The following is a 26,244-nucleotide window of genomic DNA, read 5'->3' as shown; positions in this document are numbered from 1 at the left end:
TTTAAACTTAAATTTTACGAATCGGTTCTGTTTTCACCGACCGCCCCGCTATACTCCTTCCCATATACAGTCAGATCAACTAAAGAAGAACGCACCCTCGCAAGAAAGCCAAACAACCCCGAGAGCAAAGCACCCTGATGAGCCATGGCAAAAACCACCAAGTCTCGAAAAACAAAAGGCACCCAGAACAAAAAATCAACGCCTAAAGACACTAAAATTCCGGAGATCCCAAGCCGTCGGCGCAAATCTATACAACCGATAGCAGCCACCTTGCCCATGCTGACAAAACGCATTACTGGGAAACGAGGTTTTGCCGAAGCTGGGCTTATTGAAGACTGGGGTATAATTGTGGGCAAAGAACTGGCCAACCAGTGCTTGCCAGTAAAACTACGCTATCCAAGCCAAGGTATCAGGAATGACGGCACCCTGCTCATTAAAGCGGACCCGGCTTTTGCGCTGGCAATTCAACAACAAACGCCGCAGATAATCGAACGTGTGAACAGCCACTTTGGCTATCGCGCGATTTCCCGTATATCCCTTCAGCAAGGCCCCTTATACAAACCAGATAAAAAACAGGCGCCAGAAATTCCCAAACTATCCCTCCAAGAACAACAGGACATAAAGAAAGAGTTCTCCAATGTTGGAAATGAAGCGCTAAGAACATCTCTTGAAAGGTTGGCCGCAACAACACGAGCTAAAGGCAAGATCAACAAATAGTGAACAGGACACATTGCCCTATTGCCGCCATAGTTATCTCTAGACTAGGGTAGGGACAAATTTATATCGATTTCGACACAGACTTCGCAGTTCAGGAATATTACAGACTATGAACAGACGGCTTTTTATCCGCAACGCAGCGGCTTTTGCGTTCAGCTTTCCGCTTGCCGCTTCTCTTACCAACATTTCTTCAGCCCAAGCCGCTGGCGAAGTAACAGAAAATGACCGCATTCTCGGTGATACAAATGCACCTATTACCATAATAGAATACGCATCCCTCACCTGTCCGCATTGCGCAGATTTCCACACCGGTACCTTGCCAGAGGTAAAGAAAAACTGGATTGATACCGGCAAAGCCCGCTTGGTCTATCGTCATATGCCGCTGGATGGTGTTGCTCTGCGCGGCGCAGCCGTTGCTGAATGCCTGGAAGGCGATCGATACTTCTCTTTCCTTGGTTTACTTTTTCAGCAACAACAGACTTGGGCCTTTGGCGGCGCGGCAAAAGAAGGTCTTCAGAAAATGGCTCTTCTTGCAGGCATGAATAATGAGCGTTTCGAAGAATGTTTTAATGACGAAGCAACTCTGCGTCGTATTGTGACTCAGGCGCAAGAAGGCAAAACCTCTTTTGGTATCAGTTCAACACCAAGCTTTGTCATTAATGGCGAGGTATTCGCTGGTGGCCGCGACTATGATGCGATGAACGATATTCTGGAAGACGCTCTATAATCGGAAATAAGCTTCCTTAAGAACAAAGGCCTCATGATCTTCATGAGGCCTTTTGTTTTACCGCTGCCCCGATACTGTTGCAGAAGATCATTCATAGAGTTACAGTTTTCTCTATGACATCCGAAAAAACGGTGCTTACTCAAAGATTCAGGGCATTTATTTCCACGACAAACCTGATCTTGCAGGGGGACTACAAACAAAATCAGGGATTCGTGGGCATTGGTACAGTTTAATAAGCTACGCCTCAGCGGATTTAAATCTTTTGTTGATCAGACCGAACTCCTGATCTCTTCAGGCATGACCGGAATTGTCGGCCCAAACGGGTGTGGAAAATCCAATCTGGTCGAAGCCCTGCGCTGGGTCATGGGTGAAACATCAGCCAAACGGATGCGTGGCAGTGAGATGGATGATGTCATATTCGCCGGATCAGCCACTCGTCCGGCCAGAAATATCGCCGAAGTCTCTCTATTGCTCGATAATCGCGACAGAACGGCCCCTGCCGCTTTTAATCAATACGATGATATCGAAGTTGTTCGCCGAATATCTCGTGGAAGCGGCTCAAACTACAAAGTGAATGGCAAGGATGTACGCGCACGTGACGTTCAGCTTTTATTTGCCGATGCAGCAAGCGGATCACAATCCACCGCACTGGTCAGTCAAGGGCGGATTGGCGAGATTATCAATGCAAAACCCACGAGTAGACGTGGTCTACTGGAAGAAGCCGCAGGGATAACCGGCTTACATTCACGCCGACACGAAGCAGAGTTGCGACTAAGGGCTGCCGAAACAAACCTTGAACGGCTTGAAGATGTCATCACAACGCTCGACACCCAGCTTCAAGGTTTAAAAAAGCAAGCAAGGCAGGCGAATCGCTACCGAAATCTTGCTCAGCTTATTCGGCAACATGAAGCAATCCTACTACACTATGAATCAGTAGATGCAAAAAAAGCTCAAAGCGATGCACTTGATGTTTTAAAAGCCACCCAGAAAGACGTTTCTGAAAAAACAGCTATCACGGCACAAAAATCCCGTACCCAGGTCGAGGTTACGGCCAGTTTACCCGCCTTGCGAGAAGCGGAAACATCGCAGTCATCAAAACATCAAAGATTATTGATCAACCAAGAAACCCTGCAAAGAGAAGAAGAACAAGCGATTGACGCGCTTAACAAATCAACAGACCTATTATCCCAGCTCAAAAAAGACAGAGAACGCGCAATAAACATTAATGCTGATGCTCTAGAGGCTGAGGAACGACTCAAGCAAGAACGCGAGTTCATCAAAGAGAAAAACAAGACTGTTCACACTGATCAACAAGATCTGGAGAACGTCTGTAAAAAGCACGCACAAACGATATCTGAAATTGATCACGCCATCTCAAACATCAACAGCCAAATCGCAGCAAACGAAGCGCAATCAACTGCCCTGAGAAGACGTCAAAACGAGCTAAAAGACCTGATCACCCGACAATCATCACAACTGCGCCAACAAGAGGCCCAGCACAAACATCTTGTTTCTCAGCAAGAAAGCCGCGCAAGCCTTATCGAAGCAGAACGAGAATTAGAAACCGCTGAGAAAGCACTTCTTAACGCAAAAGAAACCTCGAATACCTTAGAAAAGGATGTACAAAACAAGCGCCTTGTAGAGGAACAGACCCGTGACGCTAATCAAGATGCGCAAAGTGAACTCAATCAAATCAACGCTGAAATTCGCGCCCTGAATGAGCTCTTAAAAGGAGCACCCTCCTCTGTGTCGGACCCAATCCTTGATGAGCTTTCGGTTAAGTCAGGCTATGAGAAAGCATTGGGGGCTGCCCTGGGTGAAGATCTAAATGCAGGGTCCCAAGAAGAAGCGGTTGCTCACTGGCACGATATCCCCATGCGCACAGACCTCCCCCCACTTCCCGAAGGAATAGACCCTCTTCTCAATTTTGTGCAATCGCCCGACCGCCTTCATGCAAGACTGTCGCAGATCGGCATTGTAGAGACCCGCACCATTAGCGAAGAACTCTACGCCCAACTGGCTCCGGGTCAAAGACTGGTATCAAAAGAAGGTACCTTGTGGCGGTGGGATGGCCTGACCGTCAGAGACGATGCACCCTCAACAGCAGCCGTGAAGCTGGAATATAAAAACCGTCTGAAAGGGCTTGAGAAAGAAAAAGCAAAAATTGAATCACATAGTATAAAAGCAAAAGAGTATTTCATCGCAGCAAAGCAGGCACTTGATAAAAGCCTCGAAGACGAAAAACTTGCCCGGCAAACCCTGAATAATGCCCACAACGACGTTTCCGCAGCCAAAAACTATCATACAACTTTAGCCCAAAAACACACCAAGCTCGCATCACAGCTGTCAGCCGCCGAAGAAAATTTACAACGGTTAATTCGCGAGAACCTTGAAACCAACGAACAGCAAAAAGCAACGGTAATCGAAATAGAAGCTCTACCGGATCAAAAACAGGAAAAAGTGCAGCTAGCCGATTTAAAGGAAAAGCTGTCTAAAGAAAGAAACCTCCTGGGCTCGCAGCGCGGCAAGCTTGAACAAATCAAACGGGATGTCACAACCCGACGCGAGCGCCTCGTCAGTATCGAGAATGAATTGAATTCTTGGTCACGTCGTACGAAAGAAGCCAAACAGTATCTGGGCGAAATTGATATCAGGATAAAACGTACAGAAGCAGAAATAGAAGTATGGAAAACCAAGCCTGAAGAGATCAAAAAACAGAAAGAAGCTCTAACCACGGTTATCACCCAATCTGAAGCATCGAAGAATCAAGCCTCGGAAAAACTGCGTTCTGCTGAACTGGAACAAGCCGAAGCAGACAGACAACTGAGAGAATCAGAACAACTTCTCGCCCAAGCAAGAGAAGCCATGATCCGAGCAGAATCTACTGTTGAACAAAATAAACAAGCCATGGCGATTTTAATCGATCGCGTGCGGGAACGTTTGGGATGCTCTTTGGAAAAAGCACTTTCTATCGCAGATATTCAAATCGGCGAAGATTTGCCCCCCCGCGATGATGTCACCCGAAAACACGAGCGCCTGACAAACGAACGGAACAATATGGGTCCCGTTAATCTTCGCGCGGAGCAAGAAGCCGAAGAACTGGACAAACAAATAAAAGGCATGTTGAACGACAAAGAAGACCTTTTGCTCGCGATTGGTAAACTAAGGCAGGGCATCGCCAACTTAAATAAAGAGGGGCGGGAACGCCTACTGAAAGCTTTTGATCTCGTAAACGCTCATTTCTCCGATCTTTTCGTCAGGCTCTTTGGTGGTGGCCGCGCACACCTGACGCTTACAGAAGCAGAAGACCCTTTGCAGGCTGGTCTAGAAATTATGGCCAGCCCCCCGGGAAAGCGACTGCAGGTCATGTCACTTTTGTCTGGTGGAGAACAAGCTCTTACAGCTTTGTCTTTGCTTTTCGCTGTATTCCTAACCAATCCGGCTCCCATTTGCGTTTTGGATGAAGTTGATGCTCCGCTCGATGACGCCAACGTGGATCGTTTTTGCAAATTGGTCGAGGAACTGGTTCACAGTACATCAACCCGTTTTCTCATAATCTCGCACCACCGCATGACCATGGCTCGGGTTCGGCGCTTGTTTGGTGTTACCATGAGCGAACGCGGCGTCAGTCAACTCGTATCGGTTAATCTGGAAGCTGCAGATGACCTAATCGAAAAGAAACCTTAAAGTTAAAATCTCTTTCTTATGCTCTCTTCTTTCGCGTCCGCACAATAAAGCACTTCTCTTTCAAAATATTACCCCTGCACAATCGGGAACAAAAACCTTGATCCATTTAGCTCTGAGAGGATAAGAACGGGGACGCATTGGAATTAGGTCAAAATCATGGCTGATTCTTTCTTGACATAACTATGATGCTCCACGTATGTTGCGCCCGCGTTTAACAGGTGCTACTTCAGCTCAAATGGTAGCCATCAGGAAGGCTTAATTAAATGCCGGAACCTGAAGATCGTTCGTCTCTGACGGACCTGGATAAAAGACTGCGCGCGGCTCGCGAGCGTCAAAATCAGGGTACTAAGCCTGAATCCAGTAACCGAGCTGATGCAGCAAGCGGTATGGCGGTAGGTTTCCGCATATCCGTGGAAATAGTTGCAGCCCTGATAATGGGGTTTGGGATAGGGTACTATCTCGATCACTTATTGGGGACTAAACCTTGGTTGATGATTATATTCTTCTTCCTTGGTATCGGGGCAGCCTTTGCCAATGTGGTTAGGGTTGCTAAACAGTTAGAAAACAAAAAGCGTTTTCGCGATAATCGCGAAGATCGCGCAGAGTAAAATTAGAGGGGAAAGCTCGTGGCATCAGGTGGTTCAATCGACCCAATGCACCAGTTTGAGGTAACAACTCTTTTACCAATCCAACTAGGTAATTACGATATCTCCTTTACCAACTCAGCGCTGTTTATGTCGCTGAGCGTTCTACTCGTAACAATCTTCCTTGTGGGATCAACACGTGGGCGTGCACTCGTTCCCGGTCGTTGGCAAAGCATGGCAGAGATGAGCTATGAGATGGTTGCCAACCTTCTCCGGGATAACGTCGGTTCAGCCGGACGTCAGTACTTCCCGTTTGTCTTCACTCTGTTCATGTTCATCCTCTTTGGAAACGTGATCGGTCTCGTACCGGGTACCTTTACTTTTACTAGCCACATTGTCGTTACCTTTGCGATGGCAATTATTATTTTCTTGGCGGTAACAGTAATCGGGTTCGCTCGCCACGGAGCAGGCTTCCTTCGCCTCTTCTTCCCACATGGTGCGCCATTGTGGACGGCTGTGATCCTTATCCCGATCGAACTGGTTTCTTACCTTTCACGACCCATCAGCCTTTCTGTTCGTTTGTTTGCGAACATGGTTGTTGGCCACGTTCTTTTGAAGGTCATCGCTGGCTTTGTCATCATGCTCGGTGTGTTTGGGTTTATCCCACTCGGCGTGCTTGTTGGTATTACAGCTTTGGAATTCCTGGTGGCGGCGTTACAAGCGTATGTCTTCACCATTCTGACTTGTATCTACCTGCATGATGCGATCCATCTGCACTAAGATCTTTTCGGAAATCGTAACTTTTTTATCTATCTAACGCACAAGCGTTACAAGGAGCTCGAGAATTATGGAAGCAGAAGCTGCAAAACTGATTGGTGCTGGTCTAGCTACTCTAGGTATGATTGGTGCAGGTGTTGGTGTTGGTAACGTATGGGCTAGCTACTTCCAGTCCATCGCTCGCAACCCAGCGTCTAAAGACGAAATTGGTGCGAACATCTGGATTGGCTTTGCTGTTACTGAAGCGATCGCACTGTTCTCTCTACTAGTTGCTCTGATCCTTCTGTTCGTAGCTTAATTGGAACAGATTGTTAGGCCGATGTTCTCGAATATCTTTATGGTATTGGATGGTATGTCGGCCTATCAGACTTTTATCTGATCCGATTTTGATAACTGAACAAGGCGTGTAGCACGATGCCACAATTTGAACAAATCGATACGTTCGTAGGCCAAATCTTTTGGCTTGTCGTTACCTTCGGTGTGCTCTACTTCCTGATGGCCAAGGTTGCTTTGCCACGTCTGGCCTCGATTTTGGAAGAGCGCGAAAATAGAGTTTCTGGTGATCTGGAAAAAGCAGAACGCTTGAAGCAAGAAGCTGAAGAAGTCCTTTCGGACTATCAGAAAGCTATTGCTGATGCGCGCGCTTCTGCTGTTGCCGCTCTGAAAGAATCTGCGGATGAAATCGCAGCCACAAGCGCCAAGCGCCAGGCTGAGTTTGACACCCAGCTTTCAGAAAAGGTTCAGATTGCCGAAGACAAAATTAATGCTGCTCGTAGCGAAGCTATGGGACACATTAAGGATGTTGCCAAAGACGTTGCCGCTGCCGCGACAAGTAAATTGCTTGGTACTGATATAACCGACGCTAAACTCAACAAAGCTGTTGACGAAGCACTAGGGGAGCAGAACTAATCATGGAATTACTTCAAAATCCTACATTTTGGGTTGGCGTAGCTTTTGCTATATTTGTACTTCTTGTCGTCACTAAAGGCGGTAAAGGTATTGTAGCTGGATTGGACGCACGCGGTGAAGCCATTCGCAAAACACTCGAAGAAGCTCAAAATCTTCGGGAAGAAGCGCAGAAAACACTGGCTGAATACAAACGCAAACAACGTGATGCTCTGAAAGAAGCGGAAGCAATCATTGAACACGCAAAGCAAGAAGCTAAACGCGTTCAAGAAGATGCTGCTACTGATTTAGAAGAGTCACTTAAGCGTCGTGAACAGCAAGCCATGGACAAAATTGCTCAGGCAGAAACCGCCGCACTGAACGAAGTTCGTGATCAGGCCGTTGATGTTGCAATCACTGCGACCAGAAACATTCTGGCTGGCAGCATGACCAAGGCAAAAGCCAAAACACTGATGGATGATTCCATCAGTTCACTTGGCGAAAAATTTCATTGATCTTTCTTATGATCATGCACAAAAAAACCGGCTCATCTGAGCCGGTTTTTTTGTATCTATGTATCAAGACTTTTTTCCATCATAAACACTCACTAGATCTTTAGAGCAACAATCTCTTTAACTTCGGATTTACTTGCAATAAGGACATGTGATGCAGGAACCTTGTTCCACCCTTCGTGATCTTCCGTTAATGGCTCGGAAACGACTACCAGATCGCCATCTTTATGACGCCAGTACAAAGATGGTGCAAAACGATCATTCGAATGCCTGAGGCAATAAAGATCGTCACCGTCCGTTATTGCCATTGTACAGCGGAATGGCTCTGTAATATTTCTGTCTGCCTGTAATGTTTCGACTGTCGATACCATTTTTCGAATTGCATTTACCGGATCAGATTCCAATCCAAAATTAAACAACATATAAAACAGTGCTTCACTGTCTGTCGTCCCCATACGTTTAATATAATGTTCATCGGTTATGTAAGTTTCCAGAGCGCGTCTGAATTGCTCATAGCCCCCAACCTGACCATTATGCATCCCCATCCAGTTTTTATAAGAAAAAGGATGGCAGTTAGCTCTGGATGTTGCTGTCCCTGTAGACGCTCTTACATGAGCAAAAAAATGTGATGATCTTATTTGAGATGCAAGATGCTGCAGGTTGCAGTCATTCCAAGCAGGCATCGTTTCCCTATACAGGCCAGGTTCATGCCTTTGCCCATACCAACCGACACCGAAACCGTCTCCATTCGTTGCAACTTTGGCTTCCGTCGCATGCTGAGATTGCTCAACTAGAGAATGCTGCGGTTTAAAAAGTAACTCTTCCAAGAAGATTTCTTGTCCGGAATAGGCCAGCCAACGGCACATTAAATTGCTCCAAATTAAAAAGGACTATGCAAATTTTCTTATGAATCCCAAAAGAGTACGGGCAATATATCAAAAGAAGTACCTTATGTTACTCACAATCAATACATCAGCAATAGACATCTTGCTTATAATAAAATAAAAAAAGGAGTTCGTGTTTGCACACGAACTCCAGTCCCAGCATTGGACGGGAACAGGGTGCGGCCCTATCCCAAGTATGTCAGGCCGTCCCTTGCCTAACATACACGCCCTATGAGGACGGAGAGATCAGATTAAATGAGACACCCAGCAATGGTCCCATCTGGTCTCTCCGCTTTAGCGGCCTATTCAGCCGCATCCCGATAGCTCTCTACCGAAGGGCAAGAGCAAATTAGGTTACGATCACCATATACGTTGTCAACCCGTCCAACTGGCGCCCAATATTTACCATCACGAAGTCCTTCAACAGGATAAGCTGCTTCTTCACGGGTATAAGGATGATCCCAACTTTCAGATAACATTGATGCTGCCGTATGTGGGGCATTACAAAGCATGTTGTCTTCCAAAGGTAATTCGCCAGATGCAACACGACCGATTTCTTTCCGGATAGAAATCATAGCGTCGGCAAGACGATCAATTTCATATTTGGATTCAGATTCAGTCGGCTCAATCATCAAGGTTCCTGGTACAGGGAATGACATTGTCGGCGCGTGGAAGCCATAGTCGATCAAACGCTTGGCAATATCATCAACTGTAACCCCGATGTCATCTTTGAGAGGACGCACATCAATAATACATTCATGCGCAACCATACCGTTCTTTGAAGTGTAAAGAACCGGATAATGATCAGAAAGCCGCTTCGCCAGATAGTTCGCATTTAAGATAGCCATCTGAGTTGCCTTCTTCAGACCAGAGGCTCCCATCAACTTCAGATAGGTCCAGGTAATCGGAAGAATGCTTGCTGACCCCCAGGGTGCAGATGTCACAGCACCTTGCCCTGTTTCTGGTCCAGCCTCAGCAACGAGAGAGTGGTTTGGCAAGAAAGGCGCAAGATGCTTACCAACACCGATCGGTCCAACACCCGGTCCCCCACCACCATGTGGGATACAGAATGTTTTATGAAGATTAAGGTGTGATACATCACCACCGAACTTGCCCGGCTTAGCCAAACCAACCATCGCATTCATGTTTGCGCCATCGACGTAAACCTGCCCACCAAAGTCGTGAACAATGCCACAGGTTTTACGAACTTCCTCCTCAAACACGCCGTGTGTTGAAGGATAAGTAATCATAATCGCAGCAAGGTTTTCCTGATGCTTTTCAGCTTTCGCATACAGATCTTCGTTATCAATGTAACCTTCATCATCACAGTTAACCACAACAACCTTCATACCAGCCAAAGCCGCAGAAGCAGGATTGGTTCCATGTGCAGATGCCGGAATCAAACAGATATCACGCTGTGTATCACCACGGCTTTCATGGTACTTACGAATAGCCAGAAGACCCGCATACTCCCCTTGAGATCCAGAGTTAGGCTGTAGAGAAACCGCATCATATCCGGTCACTTCAACAAGCATATCTTCCAAATCTTTAATCAGCTCAAGATATCCTTCGGCTTGATCCAGAGGAACAAAGGGATGAATCTCACCAAACTCAGGCCATGTAACGGGAATCATTTCCGTCGCGGCATTCAGCTTCATCGTACAAGATCCCAACGGAATCATCGCACGATCGAGACCGATATCCTTGTCACAAAGCTTACGTAGATAGCGCATCATTTCTGTTTCAGAATGATAGCTATTGAAAGTCGGATGAGTCAGGAAGTCAGTGCGTCGAGCAAGAACTTCCGGAAGGTTACTCGGTGTAGATTGATCGAGACTATCTACATTTTGATCAGTAACACCAAAAGCAGTCCAAAGAGTTGCGATATCATCACGTGTCGTGGTTTCATCAATAGAAACACCCAACGTGTCAGCATCAACAACCCGAAGGTTCATTTTGTGCTCACGTGCTTTCGCAGCAATCGCTTCTGCTTTCCCCTTCACATTGAGGGTCAAGGTATCAAAGAAAGCATCGTGTACAACTTCGATACCACCAGCTTTCAGCCCCGCTGCCAGAATTGAAGCAAGGCGCGATACTCTGCGTGCAATTGTCTTCAGACCTTCTGGACCGTGATAGGTCGCGTAGAAGCCAGCCATGTTTGCCAAGAGGGCCTGTGCAGTACAGATATTACTCGTCGCTTTTTCACGACGGATGTGCTGTTCTCGAGTTTGAAGTGCCATACGCAGAGCAGGCTCGCCATGCGAATCAACAGACATACCAACAAGGCGCGCAGGAATAGAACGCTTAAATTTATCGTGTGTAGCAAAGTAACCAGCGTGCGGTCCACCAAAGCCCATTGGAACACCAAAACGCTGTGCAGAACCAATTGCAAAATCAGCGCCAAGCTCACCCGGGCTTTTGATGAGTGTCAGAGCAAGGATATCCGCAGCAACACCTGCAAGACCTTTGTTCTCTTGAACAGCCGTAATCAAGTCACTGTAATCTTCGATACGACCGGAAGTACCGGGATACTGGAATAGGGCACCATAAACAGCCGCAGGATCTAAATCCTTACGAGGATCACCGATCACAACGTCATAGCCCAAAGCCTCTGCACGCGTTTTGATAACAGAAATACTTTGCGGCAAAAGATCCTCATCAACAAAGAAAGCTTCTGCTTTGCTTTTGGCAACACGACGACAGAAGGTCATCGCTTCAGCAGCGGCGGTCCCTTCGTCAAGCATAGAGGAATTCGCCAGTTCCATGCCTGTAAGGTCACTGATCATTGTCTGGTAATTCAGGATAGCTTCCAAGCGACCTTGAGAAATTTCAGCCTGATACGGTGTATAAGATGTATACCAACCCGGATTTTCCAGCACGTTTCTAAGAATCACTTTGGGAACGTGGGTGCCGTAGTAGCCCATACCAATGAATGATTTAAAAACCTTATTCTTTGACGCGAGTGATTTAGCATGTGCTAGCACATCAACTTCTGTCTGGCTCTCAGCCATAGAAAGCGGGGTGGTCTCACGAATGGCCTCTGGTACAGTTTTATCAGAAAGCTCTTCCAAAGAACCAAGACCCAAGAGCGCAAGCATTTCAGTTTGCTCAGCATCATTTGGCCCAATATGACGGCGAACAAAATCTGTTTTTTGTTCTAGGTCTTTTAGAGACACATTTGTATCAGACATGGCGAATTCCTTAATTGGTAAACCAATGCACAGCTTCTTTGACAGAAGCTGGCATCAATCAAACGTACTTAACTGAGATTACAAAGACTCAGAATTTACAGGTACTTGAGCGAGGATTAACCCTGACCTTCGATAAAGGTTTTATATCCGGCTTCGTCCATCAACTCTTCAAGCTGTGATGCATCTGTAATTTTGGCTTTATAGAACCAGCCCTCACCCATTGGGTCAGAGTTCACCAAACTTGGCTCATCAGCCAAAGCTTCGTTACCAGCAATAACTTCGCCATCACAGATAGCGTAAACTTCACTGGCAGCTTTCACAGATTCGACAACAGCTGCTTCATCACCTTTTTCCAGATCTTTGCCTTCGTCTGGAACTTCAACGAACACAACATCACCAAGCTGTTCTTGAGCAAATTCTGTGATTCCAACAGTGCCGACATCACCGTCGATTAGAATCCATTCGTGGTCTTCACTGAATTTAAGTTCGCTCATAATCCTGATCCTCTAATAAATTGTTTTTATTCAGAGCCTCGAAATTGGGACGTTGCTCTGCATTCTCGTGGGCACTACCCACTATTCTTATTTCCCGAATGTTTCGATTTTTCGAAACTATCCTCGGAAATAACTCTTTTGTTCAAACGGCATTTTCACAACTTTACACGGCATTTCCTTGCCACGTACCAGTGCGTTCAATGCTGTTTCTGGTGTTTTGTAATCAGATGCCACATAAGCAATCGCTATAGGACCACCAACAGACGGGCCAAAACCACCGCTGGTTACCTTACCAACGACATCACCTTCAGCATTGGCAATTTCAACGCCAGGACGCAAAGGCGCACGTCCTTCGGGGAGGATACCAACCAAGCGTCTTGGGGCACCATCAGCTATCTGTTTCAGAATAATGTCATCACCCGGAAAGCCACCTTCAGCGCGGCGGCGTTTTTGAATAGCCCACAACAAGCCAGCTTCGATTGGTGTTGTTGTTGTATCGATATCGTTTCCATACAGGCAAAGACCTGCTTCCATACGTAGAGAATCGCGCGCGCCCAGTCCAGAAACTTCGACTTCGGGTTCATCTAGAAGGCGACGAACGATTGCCACGGCCTTATCCGCCGGAATAGCAATTTCATAACCATCTTCACCCGTATAGCCTGAACGGCTAACTTGGCAGTTAACACCATCGATTTCCAACGTCATAAAGGTCATGAACTTCATATCAGCACAACGGGCATCAAAACGCGCCAGTACATCAACGGATTTCGGCCCCTGCAAGGCAATCAGCGCGTTGTCATACTCGACTTCGACCGTAACTTGATCGCCAATTTTGGATTTAATGTGTGCGATATCAGCATCTTTACAAGCTGCATTGATAACTAAGCTCAGTCCACCAGGAACCTTTGTTATCATCAAGTCGTCAAGAATACCGCCTTCATCGTTGGTGAAAAAGCTATACCGAATAGAATTTTCTGACAAATTTTCCAGATCAGCAGGAAGAAGGCTTTCAAGTGCGGGAATTGCATTCTCACCCATGAGGCGCACAATACCCATATGGGATACATCGAAAATCGCTGCAGACGCACGCGTATGTTTATGCTCTGTCATAATCCCAGCCGGATACTGAACAGGCATAGAATACCCTGCGAAAGGAACCATTTTGGCACCAAGTTCTACATGCAGATCATAAAGAGGTGTTTTTTTCAGGTCTTCCGACATAACCAAGCTCCAGAGCACAAAAGGTAAAACACAACAGCTATCAGCCGTTGCATCCCCCTCTGTCTTAGGACCTGAGAGATTCACAAAAAATGTTTCGCATTTTTTGCTTACTCCGTCGGTGTTTCGCGGTACGCAAAACTTTCCAGAGTTGCCTGCCTCTTGCGGTCCATGTGCCTGAGAGTTTCCGGGGCGGTTGCTCCTTCGGCGCTGTCCGTATTGTTTCGCTTAAGAAACTCCACGACAATCTCTCCCGCGAGAGGTATTTCAGCAATAGTCAGATTGTCTCACAACAACCTAACTTAGCTAGAGATTTACCCTCTTCTGGAAAAAAGTCAACCGCAGACGACACAAATTCCAGTGAACACGACAAATATCAAACAAATACAATCACTTATTTCCTAAAGGAAATTTTTCCACCAACAGATTCCCATAATCAGGTACAAGGGTGATAGCCCTTAGTTACAGCCGTGTTAATTCTGTAGGTAACAATTACCGCGGCGCTATGAAGAAAGCTTAATCTCGTGATAAACCCGAGAATCTTTAATGATAGAGCCGATTATATTTTTGTGCGGTTATAATAAAGCTCACTACGCGTGAGCTCGAAACCAATGAAAATAATATAATCATCACCTGTTTTACCATCACGTAATGGTATCGTCGGGAAAATATTGTCCACCAAAGCAACTGACGTTCTGTTGCCTTCAAATGGGGCAACAAGATCAAAAGATTCACGGCTCAAAATCTTGCGATCATGTGTCGCGACGGCGACAAAATAATTGAATTTTGCCGCGCCATCACTGGCCGGTCCCTGTGTCAATTCAAACCGAACAACAACTTGATTACTCAGGTTATTTGTTTCTTCATCAAGAACACAGACATTCGCAAAATTATTGATCGAAGCTTCAAATGTCACGTCAGTTAAATCACGTCCCTGCCCTTGGAAGCGCGTCATTTCTTCCGCTTCTTTAAGCACAATAATCTCAGGACATGCAGGGGGGGCTTTTTCCAGCTCAATCAAACCGCACCCGGAAAGAACAAGGCCAGAGAGAATAAGGCCAGAGAGAACAGGGGATGGAAAAACAACTGCGCCTGACCGAAAAGAAATGCGCGATAATACTTTAGAGAACAGGCGACCCATAAAATGTTCTATCCCTTAATCTGACAAGGATTAAAATAACTTAAGTTAGCCAACCCACGATATCATAGTTCAGCCACAGATGAATATCTTTCATACGATTATTCCTAAATACAAAGATACCAAGGCAGAAGCAAGCACCCGATGTTTAAGATCACACTGATTAGCCCTTTTCTCGGCATCCGCACTGTATTAGTTTCGCGGTTATTATATAGATGGGCTATTCTCATCAAAAGCTTTACGGACGGATGATATGAACAAAAACGATCTCACGATACTACTTGCCAGCCCGCGGGGCTTTTGCGCCGGTGTCGATCGTGCCATTGAGATTGTGGAACGCGCCCTCGTCAAGCACGGCGCACCCGTTTATGTTCGGCATGAAATTGTTCACAACAGATACGTTGTAGAATCTCTTGAACAAAAAGGTGCGGTTTTTGTTCAAGAACTGGATCAGGTTCCCGAAGGACTTCCTGTCATTTTCTCGGCCCACGGCGTACCTAAATCGGTACCCGCCGCGGCTCAAGCTCGTGAGCTGTTATATTTTGACGCGACCTGCCCTTTGGTAAGCAAAGTCCATAGAGAAGCTGAGCGTCACGAAAAAGACGGCCGTCAAGTTATTCTCATTGGGCATGCTGGACATCCAGAAGTGATTGGAACAATGGGGCAGCTCAGCGATGGGTCTATTGTTCTTGTTGAGACGGAAGAAGATGCTGAGAATTTGACTGTCGAAGACCCAGATAATCTTGCATTTGTCACTCAGACAACTTTATCCGTGGATGATACTGCCTCCATTGTCAGAATATTGATGCGTCGGTTTCCGAATATGTTGGAACCCAAAAAAGAAGATATCTGTTACGCCACAACCAATCGGCAAGAAGCCGTTAAAGCAATCGCAACAAGATGCGATGCTCTTCTGGTCATCGGTGCCCCCAATTCATCAAATTCAAAACGCTTAGTTGAAGTCGCTTACAAACAAGGCTGTGAAAAAGCAGCATTGGTACAACGGGCAACAGACATCAAATGGGATGCACTTGATGGCGTAAAAACACTGGGCATAACAGCCGGGGCATCCGCCCCTGAAATTCTGGTAGAAGAAGTAATTGATGCATTCAAAGACCATTACAATGTATCAATCGAAGAGATCAATATCCGGGATGAAAACGTTATTTTTAAAGTGCCCAAAACCCTGCTAGATACACCAGCGACAAAAGATATTCGTTGAACATCAATAACTTGATCTAATCTAGATATTATTTTTCCAAGACACCAATTTTCATTGAGACAAGAATGGCCGTTTACACAGAAGTTCCAAATGACGAAGTTGAAAGCTTCCTCACCGAATATGACATCGGTGAGGTCCTGTCCCTCAAAGGAATTGCGGAAGGCGTAGAGAACTCAAACTACATTCTTCACACGACCACGGGCCATTATATTCTGACGCTTTATGAAAAACGGGTAGAAAAAGCTGACCTCCCCTTTTTTCTGGGATATATGCAACACTTGGCGAACAATGGCATTTCATGCCCCGTACCCGTTGCAGGTAAAGATGGGAACAATCTGAGAGAACTCTGCGGACGCCCAGCTGCTATTACCACTTTCCTTGACGGTATGTGGCCAAGACGTATCCAGCCCTTTCATTGCCGAGCATTGGGTAAAACCATGGCAGAGATGCATCTCGCAGGACAGGATTTCGCTATCCAAAGGCCAAATGCTCTATCAGTCAAAGGCTGGAAAGAAGTACTGGACGCTTGTGAGGGTAAAGGTGACCAGGTTAAAGCTGGCCTGACAGGCATCCTAAACAAAGAATACGAATTTTTAGAAAAACATTGGCCAACAAACTTGCCCAAAGGGGTTATTCACGCCGATATGTTTCAGGATAATGTCTTTTTTATTCATGAAAAGCTCTCAGGAGTTATTGACTTCTACTTCGCCTGTAATGACATCTTGGCTTATGAACTCGCGATCTGCTTGAATGCCTGGTGTTTTGAACAGGATAATTCCTTTAACATTACAAAAGCACAACTTATGCTTCGAGCATATCAAGAAGTTCGACCACTTAACGATGAAGAACTTAATGCTCTCCCCATACTCGCTCGTGGCGCATCCCTTCGATTTTTACTGACGCGGCTCTATGACTGGATCAATCATCCTGAAGGCGCCTTTGTGAAACCAAAAGATCCTATCGAATATTTGAACAAGTTGAAGTTTCACCAATCCGTTAAAAGCATTTCTGATTATGGAATAACCCTATGAACCAAAGAACACCTGTAGAAATCTTCACTGACGGGGCTTGTTCAGGTAATCCGGGACCAGGTGGTTGGGGCGCCTTGTTAAGGTATAAAGACACAGAAAAAGAGCTGTGTGGTGGTGACGCAGAAACCACTAATAACCGTATGGAGCTTCAAGGTGCGATATCAGCGCTGAACGCCCTTAAAAAACCATCCTATATTGTTTTGACAACTGACAGCGTGTACGTAAAAGACGGCATTACAAAATGGATTTTTAACTGGCAAAAGAACGGTTGGAAAACGGCAAATAAAAAGCCAGTGAAAAATGCAGAACTATGGCAAGACCTAGTTCAAGCCCTGAAACCTCATGATGTAGAGTGGCGTTGGGTGAAAGGTCATGCTGGGCACCCCGAAAATGAGCGTGCTGATGAACTCGCACGTAAAGGCATGGCCGAATTCAAATAGGGCCATGCCTTTAATCGATCAGCAAAGAGAATCCTAGCCTTCTAGGATTTTAAGCAATGCTTGTGGGTTTTTATTGGCCTGAGCCTGAACAGCAAGTTCAGCTTCATTTAACACCTTCGAAGTGACCAGGCTAGTTACCTGCGCAGCAATATCTGCATCAGCCAAAGCTGAATTTGCAGCAGATACGTTTTCTATCTGACTGGCAATATTTTCACCTGCAACTTCAAAACGTGAGACTGTTGCTCCAATTTCTGCTCGGGCAGTGCTTACTTGATTGATCGCACTATCAATTGCCCCAATTGCTGTCGTCGCATTCGCTGCGCTATCTACAGTTAAACCCGATATACCTAGGGCTGCTCCCGTAACATCGACACCATCAAGAGAAATTGTATCCCCGACATCTGTTCCAACAAGAAAATCAGAACTATCTGTGTTATCGAGAAGCCCTCGACCATTAAAAGTGGTCTGGTTTGCTATTTCAGAGACGTCGTCTCTAATCTGAACAAACTCTGCATTTATCGCCTGAAGACTGGCAGGATCTTGTGTCCCACCCAAAGCTTGTGCTGCAAGCTCTTTCATTCGCATCAAGCCATCAGAAATTCTGGCAAGTCCTCCATCTGCAATTTGCCCGATACTTGCGCCTTGCGCAGCAGTGGCTGCATTTTGATTGAGAACAACCGTGTCTGATTGCAAAACAGTTGAAATAGCCAAAGAAGCTGCCGCATCGGAAGCCCTTGGAATATTAGAACCACTTGCTAATTTATTGATACTATTTTGCTGCAAACGTGAATTTTGCAGTGACGTCGCATTAATCGACGCGCCATTAACGGTAGGCATTTGACCGTCTCCAATACTTAGAGAGTGTTACGCGCATACCTGCGCAGTGCACCATTACTAGTGACCCTATTTTGAGCCTGATAAGAAAAAAAATCAATAACTTACGTATCCAAAGCACCTTGTATTTAAATAAAATTTTAAACCGTTTTTATGCTACCTGTAAAAAATCCAATTTTTCAGCGACTTGCTTGATCACAACAACCAAAGCTATCCACCTATTTTTTTCCTCATTCGCACAAATCCTCAGAGTCGCCACACATCATATGTCTGCGCAAAGTTGAAAAAATCACAAAAAGAAACATAAAAGTGCATTTTGAGATAAGATGCCAAATACACTTTTAACAGGGGCGATATACCTTTGAATATAATTCAAAAAAAATTCCTCCCGTTAATATCAGTGATACTAATGGTCATTGTTATAACAACGAGAACATCAAATCCCAGCCAAGCTGAGGGATTAGCAGTAGATATGGAACTCATATTGGCTGTGGATTGTTCTTATAGTGTTAGCCAAGCAGAGTATCTATTACAGATGAACGGGCTGGCACGCGCCCTTCGTTCATCCGCAGTGAATACAGCCATACAATCAGGACATTACAAAAGAATATCTATTGCGTTAATTCAATGGTCAGGCACAAATAATCAGATTGTTTCAATTCCCTGGACAGTTATAGGTTCCCCCATTTCTATAAACAATCTTGCCTTGCGGGTGAGTAAACTCCCCAGACACGTTGCTCTTGGGTCTACATCTATCTCTGCGGTAATTGCCAAGTCACTTCATATGTTCAACAACACCCCCTATCGATCTTATAGAAAAGTGCTGGATATATCCGGAGATGGACGGAATAACGATGGTGTGCCCGCCCATTTTTTGCGCGATGTTGCCATCAAAAAAGGAGTAACAGTTAATGGCCTTGCCATCATCAACGAAACGCCGACCCTACATCACTACTTTCGAAATGCTGTTATCGGTGGACAGGGAAGCTTTGTTATAAAAGCCAATTCTTACGAGGCCTATGAATATGCCATTCAAAAAAAGCTTGTCCGGGAAATAGCCCCCCTGCCCATTGTTCAGAATACTTTTTAGAGATCTTCTAACAGAACCTCTGCCGCTGATGCTTCATAAGCGCCGGCATCTTCAACATGGAGCGATGCCACGACACCATCCTTGATCAGCATGGAAAATCTGGCTGCGCGTTGGCCAAGACCAACCCCTGACGCATCGATAGTCAACCCAACACCTTCGGCTAGCTCGCCCAATCCATCAGCCAACATCATGATATCTCCCTCTGGATCAAGCAAATCCCCCCAAGCCTTCATCACAAAAGGATCATTCACTGACATACAGGCGATAATATCGACACCTTTATCACGTAATTTTTGTGCGTTTTCTTTATAGCTTGGAAAATGTTGTTCCTGACAAGTCGGTGTAAACGCCCCCGGAACCGCGAAAAAAGCAACCGTTTTACCCGCGCAAAATTCAGCAAAATCAATTTTATCAATCCCCTCGGCATTCTTATTCCAAACGGAAGCAGAGGGAACTTTGTCTCCAACTGAAATCGTCATCTTATTTCCAATCAATATGTTAAATTTATTTATTCGATGCTTGTTCAAAAGCACCTAAGATTTCATCTATGGTCAACAACTCGGATAACACTATCCCTTCTGGTGCACCGGGACCATAAATAATATTAAATGGAATACCATAGCGGTTATAGCTTTCTAAATATGCGGTAATCACATCACTTGGCAGGGTCCAATCGGCTTGCATTGCCAAAACATTTTTCCTTAATAACAAGGACTGGATTTCTTCCTGTTCCAAAACAAGCTTCTTGTTTACCTGACAGGTAATACACCAGTCAGCTGTGACATCAACAAAGACCACTTTACCGTTACCGACTTCTGAAGCTATCTGTTCCTGAGCAAAGGGTATCCAGTAATCCGAAATAGATACCTTATCAGCAGAGACAGAAAATTTGTAGGGAACTGCCAAGGCGAGAATAGAAAACAAAGAAACAGCAAACAAACGCTTTCCAAGCGCAAGCGATTTAACCGCCAAAACAGCCATACCAAGAGCTAAAAGCCCTGTGACAAGGACTGTTGCCAGCCAGCCGACCTGAACAAAGAGAACAGATAGAAGCCACGCAACTGTCCCCAGCAAAAGGATTCCAAGGACACCTTTCAACCAAACCATCCAAGTTCCCGGCTTAGGTAGAAAAGTGGCAAGCCTTGGTTTTGCAGCAACGATCAAATAAGGCAATGACATACCAATTCCGAGGAAGGTAAAAATCGCAAAGATTTCCCAGGTTCCCCGTGCCAAAGCAAAACCAACCGCAGTCCCAAGGAATGGCGCGGAACAAGGTGTAGCCAAAAGCGTGGCGAACATTCCTTTGAGAAAATCGCCACTGGCCCCCTGCTTTTCACTTGCACTCACCGCGCGGTTCATCACCCCACCCGGAGCCAGGAACTCAAACCAGCCAAAAAGATTTGCTGCGAACAAGGAAACAATCCCGCTCATCGCAATGAGAAATAGAGGTTGCTGAAACTGTATCCCCCATCCCACTGAAAACCCAGTAACCTTCAACAATGATGCCGCCGCAGCCAATATCCAGAAGGAGGTCAGAATACCCAAACTTGTTGCGACAAAGCTCTTGCGAATGCCCTGTTGATCTGTCTTTTCATGCTTGATCACCGACATCAGCTTCAAAGAAAGCACTGGCAGGACACAGGGCATTAGGTTGAGAATGAACCCACCTAATAACGCTATCCCAAGAAATGGCAAAAATTCCAAGATCCCAATACTTGTCCCTGCTGGAATTTCTTTATATCTGGAAACGGTTTTAAGTTCTGTGCCCTTAGTACCCTCAACAAGCGACAAGGTAATCTGCTTGCCTTCTAAAACACCCTTGGTTTCCTTCGCAATCGAAACCGGAATGATGAATTCAGCTTTGCCGCCACCATCAAGGATAACAACGTCAGGTGCAGAGAACGAAAAACCAGGAGGTCCCTCGACAATCATATCAGGGTTTCGAAATTCGTGGTTCTTGGCAGTTGCATAGACCTTGAGAATAAGGTCTTCATTTTCGCCTTCGAGAAAACTGTCCGTAATGCCAAAATTAGTTTCAGTTCCAAGTCCGGGAACTTGTTGAATATAAGTATCGATGATACCGGCTTCCAAAGAAGGAAACGCGTCTCCGGCCGGAATACGGATAGCCACTTCGGCATCAAAAGGAATACAGATTTCCTTACAAAGCAAATAACTCGCTGTCCCTCTCAAGGTTACATCCCGCGTCGGATCTTCCGCCTGAACTTCAAACGGAAAAACAACCTCATTGCTATAGCCAAATGTTTGTAAACCAAAGAGAGTAAAACGATGAGGAACCGGCCAGAAAAACTGCCAAGACTTCAAATTATCGCTTCCAGCCAGATCGAGAGAGACCGGAAAACCAGCATCACCAGGTGAGCGCCAATAGGTCTTCCAGCCTTCTTTTAGTTCAAACTGAAGCCCAAGCATCACCTTGCCAGCATCGCCGAGAGTTTCTTGTCCCGTCACCAGACGAACCCGCGAAAACTCTTCATCAACCCAAGGGGATGAAGAACCAAGGGCCGTATAAGGCAAAGAAAACAATCCAAAGAAAACAAGAACCATTCCCTGCAGGGCTCGATACAGATTGCCGTTTATCTTTTGCTGTAAAAAACGCATATATTCCTAGTTTCTGACCTTAACCAACATCACCAAAGCGACGCTGTAATTTTTGCTTTAGACTTACTCTTTTCTAAATATTAAGATGTAAACCTATATACTATAAACGAATTGTGACGATGTGACGGAATGCCTCGGCTTATAATCACCATAAGACCTTGAAGCAACGCAATGATCAACATATCAATATCTGCTCAGGAGGGATGAAATATCAATGACAAGCTTTCAGAGTAACGGTTATTTGACCGGAAAGTTACTGATAGCCATGCCACAGATGACAGATTCACGCTTCGTAAAGTCGGTCATTTATATTTGTGCTCATAATGAAGATGGCGCAATGGGGCTTGTGTTGAACCAGATTATCGAAAGCTTCTCTTTTATCGATCTCTTGGAGCAATTGGAAATACCATCAACAGAAGTATCATCCCAGATCAAGGTACATTTTGGCGGCCCTGTAGAATCTGGTCGCGGTTTTGTTCTACATAGTAATGATTACCAACAGGACGGAACAATGCTGGTTGCAAAAACAGTCTCGATGACAGCAACGGTTGATATTCTAAGCGACCTCGCCAACAACAGAGGCCCAGAAAAAAGCCTGCTTGCTCTGGGGTATGCCGGATGGGGTCCCGGTCAATTGAATGACGAACTGCACCAGAATGGTTGGCTGGTCGCCGATCAGGATGACGAAATACTTTTCGGGTCAAATCTGATGGATAAATGGAACCTTGCCATGTCCAAGATTGGAATAGATCCCGCCTTACTATCCGGCGAAGCCGGACACGCCTAAATTAATCGTTTGCTGATTAGGCTTTGACCTCGGCAACAGGAGGCAGATTAATCCACCCACGGCGAGAAAGGCGCGGGTCATTTTCTAAGAGAGCAAAGGTTATATGATCCTGCCACATCGCATTGATCTTCAAATACCCCCGAGCTTTCCCCTCTTCCAAAAATCCGACCTTCTTCAATACTGACTGGCTTGGACCATTATGTTCCAGACAGGCCGCTTCCAAACGATGCAAGCCCAATTCATCAAATGCATAATCAATCAGTGCAGATAAGATCTCTGTCATGTAGCCCTTACCTGCATGTACTTCGCCCATCCAATAGCCGATCGTCCCCATATAGGCCGCGCCACGGCGTATATTCCCCAAGGTGATCCCGCCAAGCATTGTGTGGTTATCCCGAGAAAAGGCATAAAAAGTATAACCAGCATCATTACGCCAATCGAATTTATATGCCCTAAGTTTGTCCCGAAACGACGATCTCGTCAGATTATCACTACCCCAGGCAGGTTCCCAGGGCGATAAAAAATCACGGCTTTCTCGGCGTAGGTTAGACCATTCTTTCCAATCCCCAGACTGGGGGGCACGCAGGTAAATCCGCTCGTTCATCAAGCGTAATTTCCGCATATCCCAATGGCTCATCCCACTTAAAAACATTAAGCAACAAACCTCTTTTGCAGCTGTTCTTTGCTTTCCAGATTACCAAGAGGCCCCATCGCAGCAAGCGTCATAGGGCTTTTCAAAAGCTGTTGAGCAAAACCCTGGACCATCTCCACATCAACGGCATCAATCTTCGCAACCGTTTCCTCAACAGAGATAACCCGATCAAAAATCAAAAGTTGCTGAGCAAGCTGTTCACAGCGGACGCCAGTGCTTTCCCGCCCCATCAGAATAGACGCTTTTAACTGTGTTCTTGCTCTGACAATTTCTTCCTCGGTAACGCTTGAGGAAAGATCCATCAGCATATCTGAAACGACAGGCACAAGTTCATCTATCTCTTTCTCTCCAGTTCCTGCATAAATACCAAAAAGACCATTATCCATAAAGCTGGATGCAAAAGAATAGATCGTATAAACAAGCCCCCGCTTTTCGCGAATTTCCTGAAATAGTCGTGACGACATCCCCCCGCCAAACAAGGTAGAGAGAACGTTAGCAGCGTAATAATCTTCGCTCGCAAACTCAGCGCCTTTAAACCCAAGGAGTAGGTGAACTTGTTCCAGATCTCTATCTTCCCTGAATTCCCCCCCAGTATATTCAGACTGTGGTAAGGGAGCCAGATTAACTTTTCCCAGGCCACTGAAGTGCTCTTCGGCAAGCTTAACGAAGGCCTTGTGATCCACATTCCCAGATGCACAAACCACCATAGTATCACTACCGTAGTTACCAGAAAGGTAGCTGCGAAGATCCTCAGCACTTAATCGGCTGACAATCTCTCCTCGTCCAAGAACCGGGCGCCCAAGTGCTTGTGCAGCAAAGGCCGTTTCCTGAAAGTGGTCAAAGACGATATCATCTGGTGTATCATTTGCTTGGCCAATTTCCTGCAAGACAACATGACGCTCTTTTTTGAGTTCACTTTCATCAAACAGAGGCTTCTGCAAAATATCAGCAACCGTATCCAGCGCGAGTGGAACGTCATCTTTAAGCACTTTTGCATAGAAGGCCGTATTTTCCCGAGACGTATAGGCATTCAGTTGCCCGCCTACGGCTTCGATCTCTTCTGCAATATCAAATGACGTTCGTTTCTCTGTCCCTTTGAACACCATATGCTCAAGCAAGTGGGCGACACCATTTACATTAGCGCCTTCATGTCGGGCACCAACACCAATCCAAGCCCCTAAGGAGACGGATTCTACTGCGTTCTGTTGATCTGTGGCAACGCGCAATCCATTTGACAGTGTTGAAATTTCAATTGTCATTATTTAACTGTTTCTCCGACGAGACAGCACCATGTCTTTTAATTTACCCAAATCGTTTTCCATTACTTTATATTGTTCTTCCCGATCAAAAAGATCGGCCATATGTTCCGGCAACTCAGGTGTAACACCAGAAGCTTTATGAACGGCATCAGGGAATTTAGCAGGATGAGCCGTTGCCATACAAACCATCGCGGGAACATCTTCGCGCACATTGGCTACCGCAGCAGCCACAGCAATCACAGAATGTGGGTCAAACAATTCACCCGTCTGTTCATAATATTTTTTAATTTCAGCAAGCGTTTGCTCGTCATCAAGACGATAGGCATCAAACAATCTGAGAGCCCGTTGATGACGTGCAGGTTCCAAATCAAAGTTTCCACTTTCACGGAACGATGTCAGCGCAGCTTCAACAGCTGGACCATCTTGATCAAGTAAATCAAACAACAGCCGTTCAAAATTACTGGAAACCTGAATATCCATAGATGGGGACAGGCTTGGTTCAACAGGGTTCATGGTCATTGAACCCGTTTCAAAGAACCGGGTGAGAATATCATTGCGGTTAGAGCCAACAATTAACTGGGATACCGGGAGTCCCATTCGTCCTGCAGCATAGGCCGCAAAAACATTACCAAAATTACCTGTGGGGACAGAGAAGCCCACGGGACGATCCGGAGCACCAAGGGCAACCCCAGCAGCAAAATAATAGGCAATCTGGGACATAATCCGTGCCCAGTTAATGGAATTTACCGCAGATAGATTTACCGAATCCCGGAAATTCTGATCATTGAACATTGCCTTCACATGGTCTTGGCAATCATCAAATGTTCCCTCAAGGGCGATATTGATTACGTTGTGCGAGGTGACAGTTGTCATCTGGCGTCGCTGCACTTCAGAAACACGCCCATGAGGATGCAGAATATAAATATCAATTTGATCCCGATCCCGACATGCTTCAATCGCCGCAGAACCCGTATCACCCGAAGTCGCCCCAACAATCGTGATACGCTCACCACGTTGTTTAAGAACATAATCAAAAAGACGCCCGAGCATCTGCAAGGCAAAATCTTTAAACGCAAGCGTCGGCCCGTGGAAAAGCTCCATGACCCAGATGCGCCCATTTATCTGTTTTAAAGGAGCAACAGCGGAATGTCTGAAGTCAGCGTAGCTGTCTTCGACGATCGTCTTTAGATCCTGATCAGGGATAACACCGGCAACAAATGGCTTCACAACGCGAAAGACAATTTCCGTATAGGGCTGACCAGCCATGTCGCGGATTTCTTCTGCAGAAAACTGGGGCCAGCTTTCCGGAAGATAAAGTCCACCGTCCCGGGCCAATCCAGCAAGGAGTACGTCGTCGAAGTTAAGGGCTTCTGCCTGCCCACGAGTGCTGATGTATTTCATGATTTCCTAGACCGTCACTTTTGCAACGAAACAAGCCCATCGGGCTAAAGCCAAAAACCTTACTGCGCCTTTATCGTAGCAGCAAGTAAGATCAATTT

The 26,244-nt window shown here is 45.8% G+C and carries 24 protein-coding genes and 1 riboswitch; of the genes, 13 read left to right on the top strand and 11 right to left on the bottom strand.

Annotated elements, in window-relative coordinates:
• Nucleotides 1–144: 144 nt before the first annotated feature.
• From ACN0QW_RS01525 to ACN0QW_RS01490, 8 genes are all read left to right on the top strand, one after another.
• The gene (locus tag ACN0QW_RS01525) at nucleotides 145–717 is read left to right on the top strand and encodes a DUF721 domain-containing protein (RefSeq protein WP_417428148.1); all 573 of its coding nucleotides are present in this window, start codon (nucleotides 145–147) and stop codon (nucleotides 715–717) included.
• A gap of 109 nt (nucleotides 718–826) precedes the next feature.
• A complete protein-coding gene (locus ACN0QW_RS01520; protein ID WP_299379734.1) occupies nucleotides 827–1,444 on the top strand; it encodes a DsbA family protein in 618 nt (205 codons plus the stop codon).
• Between the two features lie 219 nt (nucleotides 1,445–1,663).
• Nucleotides 1,664–5,131 carry an AAA family ATPase gene (locus ACN0QW_RS01515; RefSeq protein WP_417428146.1) on the top strand — a complete coding sequence of 1,156 codons (3,468 nt, stop codon included), beginning with the start codon at nucleotides 1,664–1,666 and terminating at the stop codon, nucleotides 5,129–5,131.
• A gap of 263 nt (nucleotides 5,132–5,394) precedes the next feature.
• A complete protein-coding gene (locus tag ACN0QW_RS01510) occupies nucleotides 5,395–5,739 on the top strand; it encodes an AtpZ/AtpI family protein (protein WP_299377718.1) in 345 nt (114 codons plus the stop codon).
• A 45-nt stretch (nucleotides 5,740–5,784) separates the two neighbouring features.
• The gene (locus ACN0QW_RS01505) at nucleotides 5,785–6,495 is read left to right on the top strand and encodes a F0F1 ATP synthase subunit A (RefSeq protein WP_085901471.1); all 711 of its coding nucleotides are present in this window, start codon (nucleotides 5,785–5,787) and stop codon (nucleotides 6,493–6,495) included.
• Nucleotides 6,496–6,562: 67 nt separating this feature from the next.
• Nucleotides 6,563–6,790, top strand: coding sequence for a F0F1 ATP synthase subunit C (locus ACN0QW_RS01500; protein ID WP_046503712.1), 228 nt, complete (start codon nucleotides 6,563–6,565; stop codon nucleotides 6,788–6,790).
• Between the two features lie 116 nt (nucleotides 6,791–6,906).
• On the top strand, nucleotides 6,907–7,401 hold the full coding sequence (locus ACN0QW_RS01495) for a F0F1 ATP synthase subunit B' (RefSeq protein ID WP_417428143.1): 495 nt from the start codon (nucleotides 6,907–6,909) through the stop codon (nucleotides 7,399–7,401).
• Nucleotides 7,402–7,403: 2 nt separating this feature from the next.
• Entirely contained in the window at nucleotides 7,404–7,892 is a 489-nt protein-coding gene (locus ACN0QW_RS01490) for a F0F1 ATP synthase subunit B (protein ID WP_417428141.1), read from the top strand.
• Between the two features lie 92 nt (nucleotides 7,893–7,984).
• On the opposite strand, the gene ACN0QW_RS01485 is transcribed toward ACN0QW_RS01490, so the two are convergent.
• From ACN0QW_RS01485 to ACN0QW_RS01465, 5 genes are all read right to left on the bottom strand, one after another.
• Nucleotides 7,985–8,755, bottom strand: a complete 771-nt coding sequence (locus tag ACN0QW_RS01485; RefSeq protein WP_417428139.1) for a class II glutamine amidotransferase — start codon at nucleotides 8,753–8,755, stop codon at nucleotides 7,985–7,987.
• A gap of 320 nt (nucleotides 8,756–9,075) precedes the next feature.
• On the bottom strand, nucleotides 9,076–11,964 hold the full coding sequence (gene gcvP, locus ACN0QW_RS01480) for an aminomethyl-transferring glycine dehydrogenase (RefSeq protein ID WP_417428137.1): 2,889 nt from the start codon (nucleotides 11,962–11,964) through the stop codon (nucleotides 9,076–9,078).
• A 116-nt stretch (nucleotides 11,965–12,080) separates the two neighbouring features.
• Nucleotides 12,081–12,458: a glycine cleavage system protein GcvH gene (gene gcvH, locus ACN0QW_RS01475; protein ID WP_299374852.1), complete on the bottom strand. Its 378-nt coding sequence runs from the start codon at nucleotides 12,456–12,458 to the stop codon at nucleotides 12,081–12,083.
• A 117-nt stretch (nucleotides 12,459–12,575) separates the two neighbouring features.
• Complete coding sequence (gcvT, locus tag ACN0QW_RS01470; RefSeq protein WP_299374855.1) at nucleotides 12,576–13,679, bottom strand: glycine cleavage system aminomethyltransferase GcvT; 1,104 nt, start codon at nucleotides 13,677–13,679, stop codon at nucleotides 12,576–12,578.
• Nucleotides 13,680–13,831: 152 nt separating this feature from the next.
• A riboswitch (glycine riboswitch) is annotated at nucleotides 13,832–13,942 on the bottom strand.
• Between the two features lie 293 nt (nucleotides 13,943–14,235).
• Nucleotides 14,236–14,817, bottom strand: coding sequence for a hypothetical protein (locus ACN0QW_RS01465; protein ID WP_417428135.1), 582 nt, complete (start codon nucleotides 14,815–14,817; stop codon nucleotides 14,236–14,238).
• Nucleotides 14,818–15,067: 250 nt separating this feature from the next.
• Here ACN0QW_RS01465 and ispH point away from each other — a divergent pair, with 250 nt between their 5' ends.
• The 3 genes from ispH (at nucleotide 15,068) to rnhA (ending at nucleotide 17,507) form a co-directional block, all read left to right on the top strand.
• A complete protein-coding gene (gene ispH / locus ACN0QW_RS01460) occupies nucleotides 15,068–16,036 on the top strand; it encodes a 4-hydroxy-3-methylbut-2-enyl diphosphate reductase (RefSeq protein ID WP_417428133.1) in 969 nt (322 codons plus the stop codon).
• A 65-nt stretch (nucleotides 16,037–16,101) separates the two neighbouring features.
• Nucleotides 16,102–17,067 (top strand): homoserine kinase, encoded by a 966-nt coding sequence (locus ACN0QW_RS01455; protein ID WP_417428131.1) that lies wholly within the window; start codon nucleotides 16,102–16,104, stop codon nucleotides 17,065–17,067.
• Nucleotides 17,064–17,507 carry a ribonuclease HI gene (rnhA, locus tag ACN0QW_RS01450; protein ID WP_417428129.1) on the top strand — a complete coding sequence of 148 codons (444 nt, stop codon included), beginning with the start codon at nucleotides 17,064–17,066 and terminating at the stop codon, nucleotides 17,505–17,507. Before ACN0QW_RS01455 ends, rnhA begins: the two co-directional genes overlap by 4 nt.
• Nucleotides 17,508–17,540: 33 nt before the next feature.
• Here the strand turns inward: rnhA and ACN0QW_RS01445 are convergent, their stop codons facing one another.
• Nucleotides 17,541–18,344, bottom strand: a complete 804-nt coding sequence (locus ACN0QW_RS01445; RefSeq protein WP_417428127.1) for a flagellin — start codon at nucleotides 18,342–18,344, stop codon at nucleotides 17,541–17,543.
• 469 nt (nucleotides 18,345–18,813) lie between these two features.
• Here ACN0QW_RS01445 and ACN0QW_RS01440 point away from each other — a divergent pair, with 469 nt between their 5' ends.
• Entirely contained in the window at nucleotides 18,814–19,431 is a 618-nt protein-coding gene (locus ACN0QW_RS01440; protein ID WP_417428125.1) for a DUF1194 domain-containing protein, read from the top strand.
• On the opposite strand, the gene ACN0QW_RS01435 is transcribed toward ACN0QW_RS01440, so the two are convergent.
• A complete protein-coding gene (locus tag ACN0QW_RS01435; protein ID WP_299374875.1) occupies nucleotides 19,428–19,910 on the bottom strand; it encodes a peroxiredoxin in 483 nt (160 codons plus the stop codon). The two genes, ACN0QW_RS01440 and ACN0QW_RS01435, sit on opposite strands and share 4 nt — an antisense overlap.
• 25 nt (nucleotides 19,911–19,935) lie before the next feature.
• Nucleotides 19,936–22,047: a protein-disulfide reductase DsbD family protein gene (locus tag ACN0QW_RS01430; protein ID WP_417428122.1), complete on the bottom strand. Its 2,112-nt coding sequence runs from the start codon at nucleotides 22,045–22,047 to the stop codon at nucleotides 19,936–19,938.
• Between the two features lie 214 nt (nucleotides 22,048–22,261).
• Here ACN0QW_RS01430 and ACN0QW_RS01425 point away from each other — a divergent pair, with 214 nt between their 5' ends.
• Nucleotides 22,262–22,834 (top strand): YqgE/AlgH family protein, encoded by a 573-nt coding sequence (locus ACN0QW_RS01425; protein WP_417428120.1) that lies wholly within the window; start codon nucleotides 22,262–22,264, stop codon nucleotides 22,832–22,834.
• 16 nt (nucleotides 22,835–22,850) lie between these two features.
• On the opposite strand, the gene ACN0QW_RS01420 is transcribed toward ACN0QW_RS01425, so the two are convergent.
• Genes ACN0QW_RS01420 through thrC form a run of 3 tightly spaced genes read right to left on the bottom strand, consistent with a single transcriptional unit; the run spans nucleotide 22,851 to nucleotide 26,146 of the window.
• Nucleotides 22,851–23,486: a GNAT family N-acetyltransferase gene (locus ACN0QW_RS01420; RefSeq protein ID WP_417428118.1), complete on the bottom strand. Its 636-nt coding sequence runs from the start codon at nucleotides 23,484–23,486 to the stop codon at nucleotides 22,851–22,853.
• Complete coding sequence (locus tag ACN0QW_RS01415) at nucleotides 23,486–24,745, bottom strand: M16 family metallopeptidase (protein WP_417428116.1); 1,260 nt, start codon at nucleotides 24,743–24,745, stop codon at nucleotides 23,486–23,488. Before ACN0QW_RS01415 ends, ACN0QW_RS01420 begins: the two co-directional genes overlap by 1 nt.
• A 3-nt stretch (nucleotides 24,746–24,748) precedes the next feature.
• A complete protein-coding gene (thrC, locus tag ACN0QW_RS01410; protein WP_417428114.1) occupies nucleotides 24,749–26,146 on the bottom strand; it encodes a threonine synthase in 1,398 nt (465 codons plus the stop codon).
• Between the last annotated feature and the right edge of the window lie 98 nt (nucleotides 26,147–26,244).

Source organism: Kiloniella sp., from assembly GCF_048259265.1.
In the GTDB taxonomy this organism is placed as follows: domain Bacteria; phylum Pseudomonadota; class Alphaproteobacteria; order Kiloniellales; family Kiloniellaceae; genus Kiloniella.
Note: the sequence above shows the minus strand (reverse complement) of the source record. Positions and strands in the feature narration are given on the sequence as shown.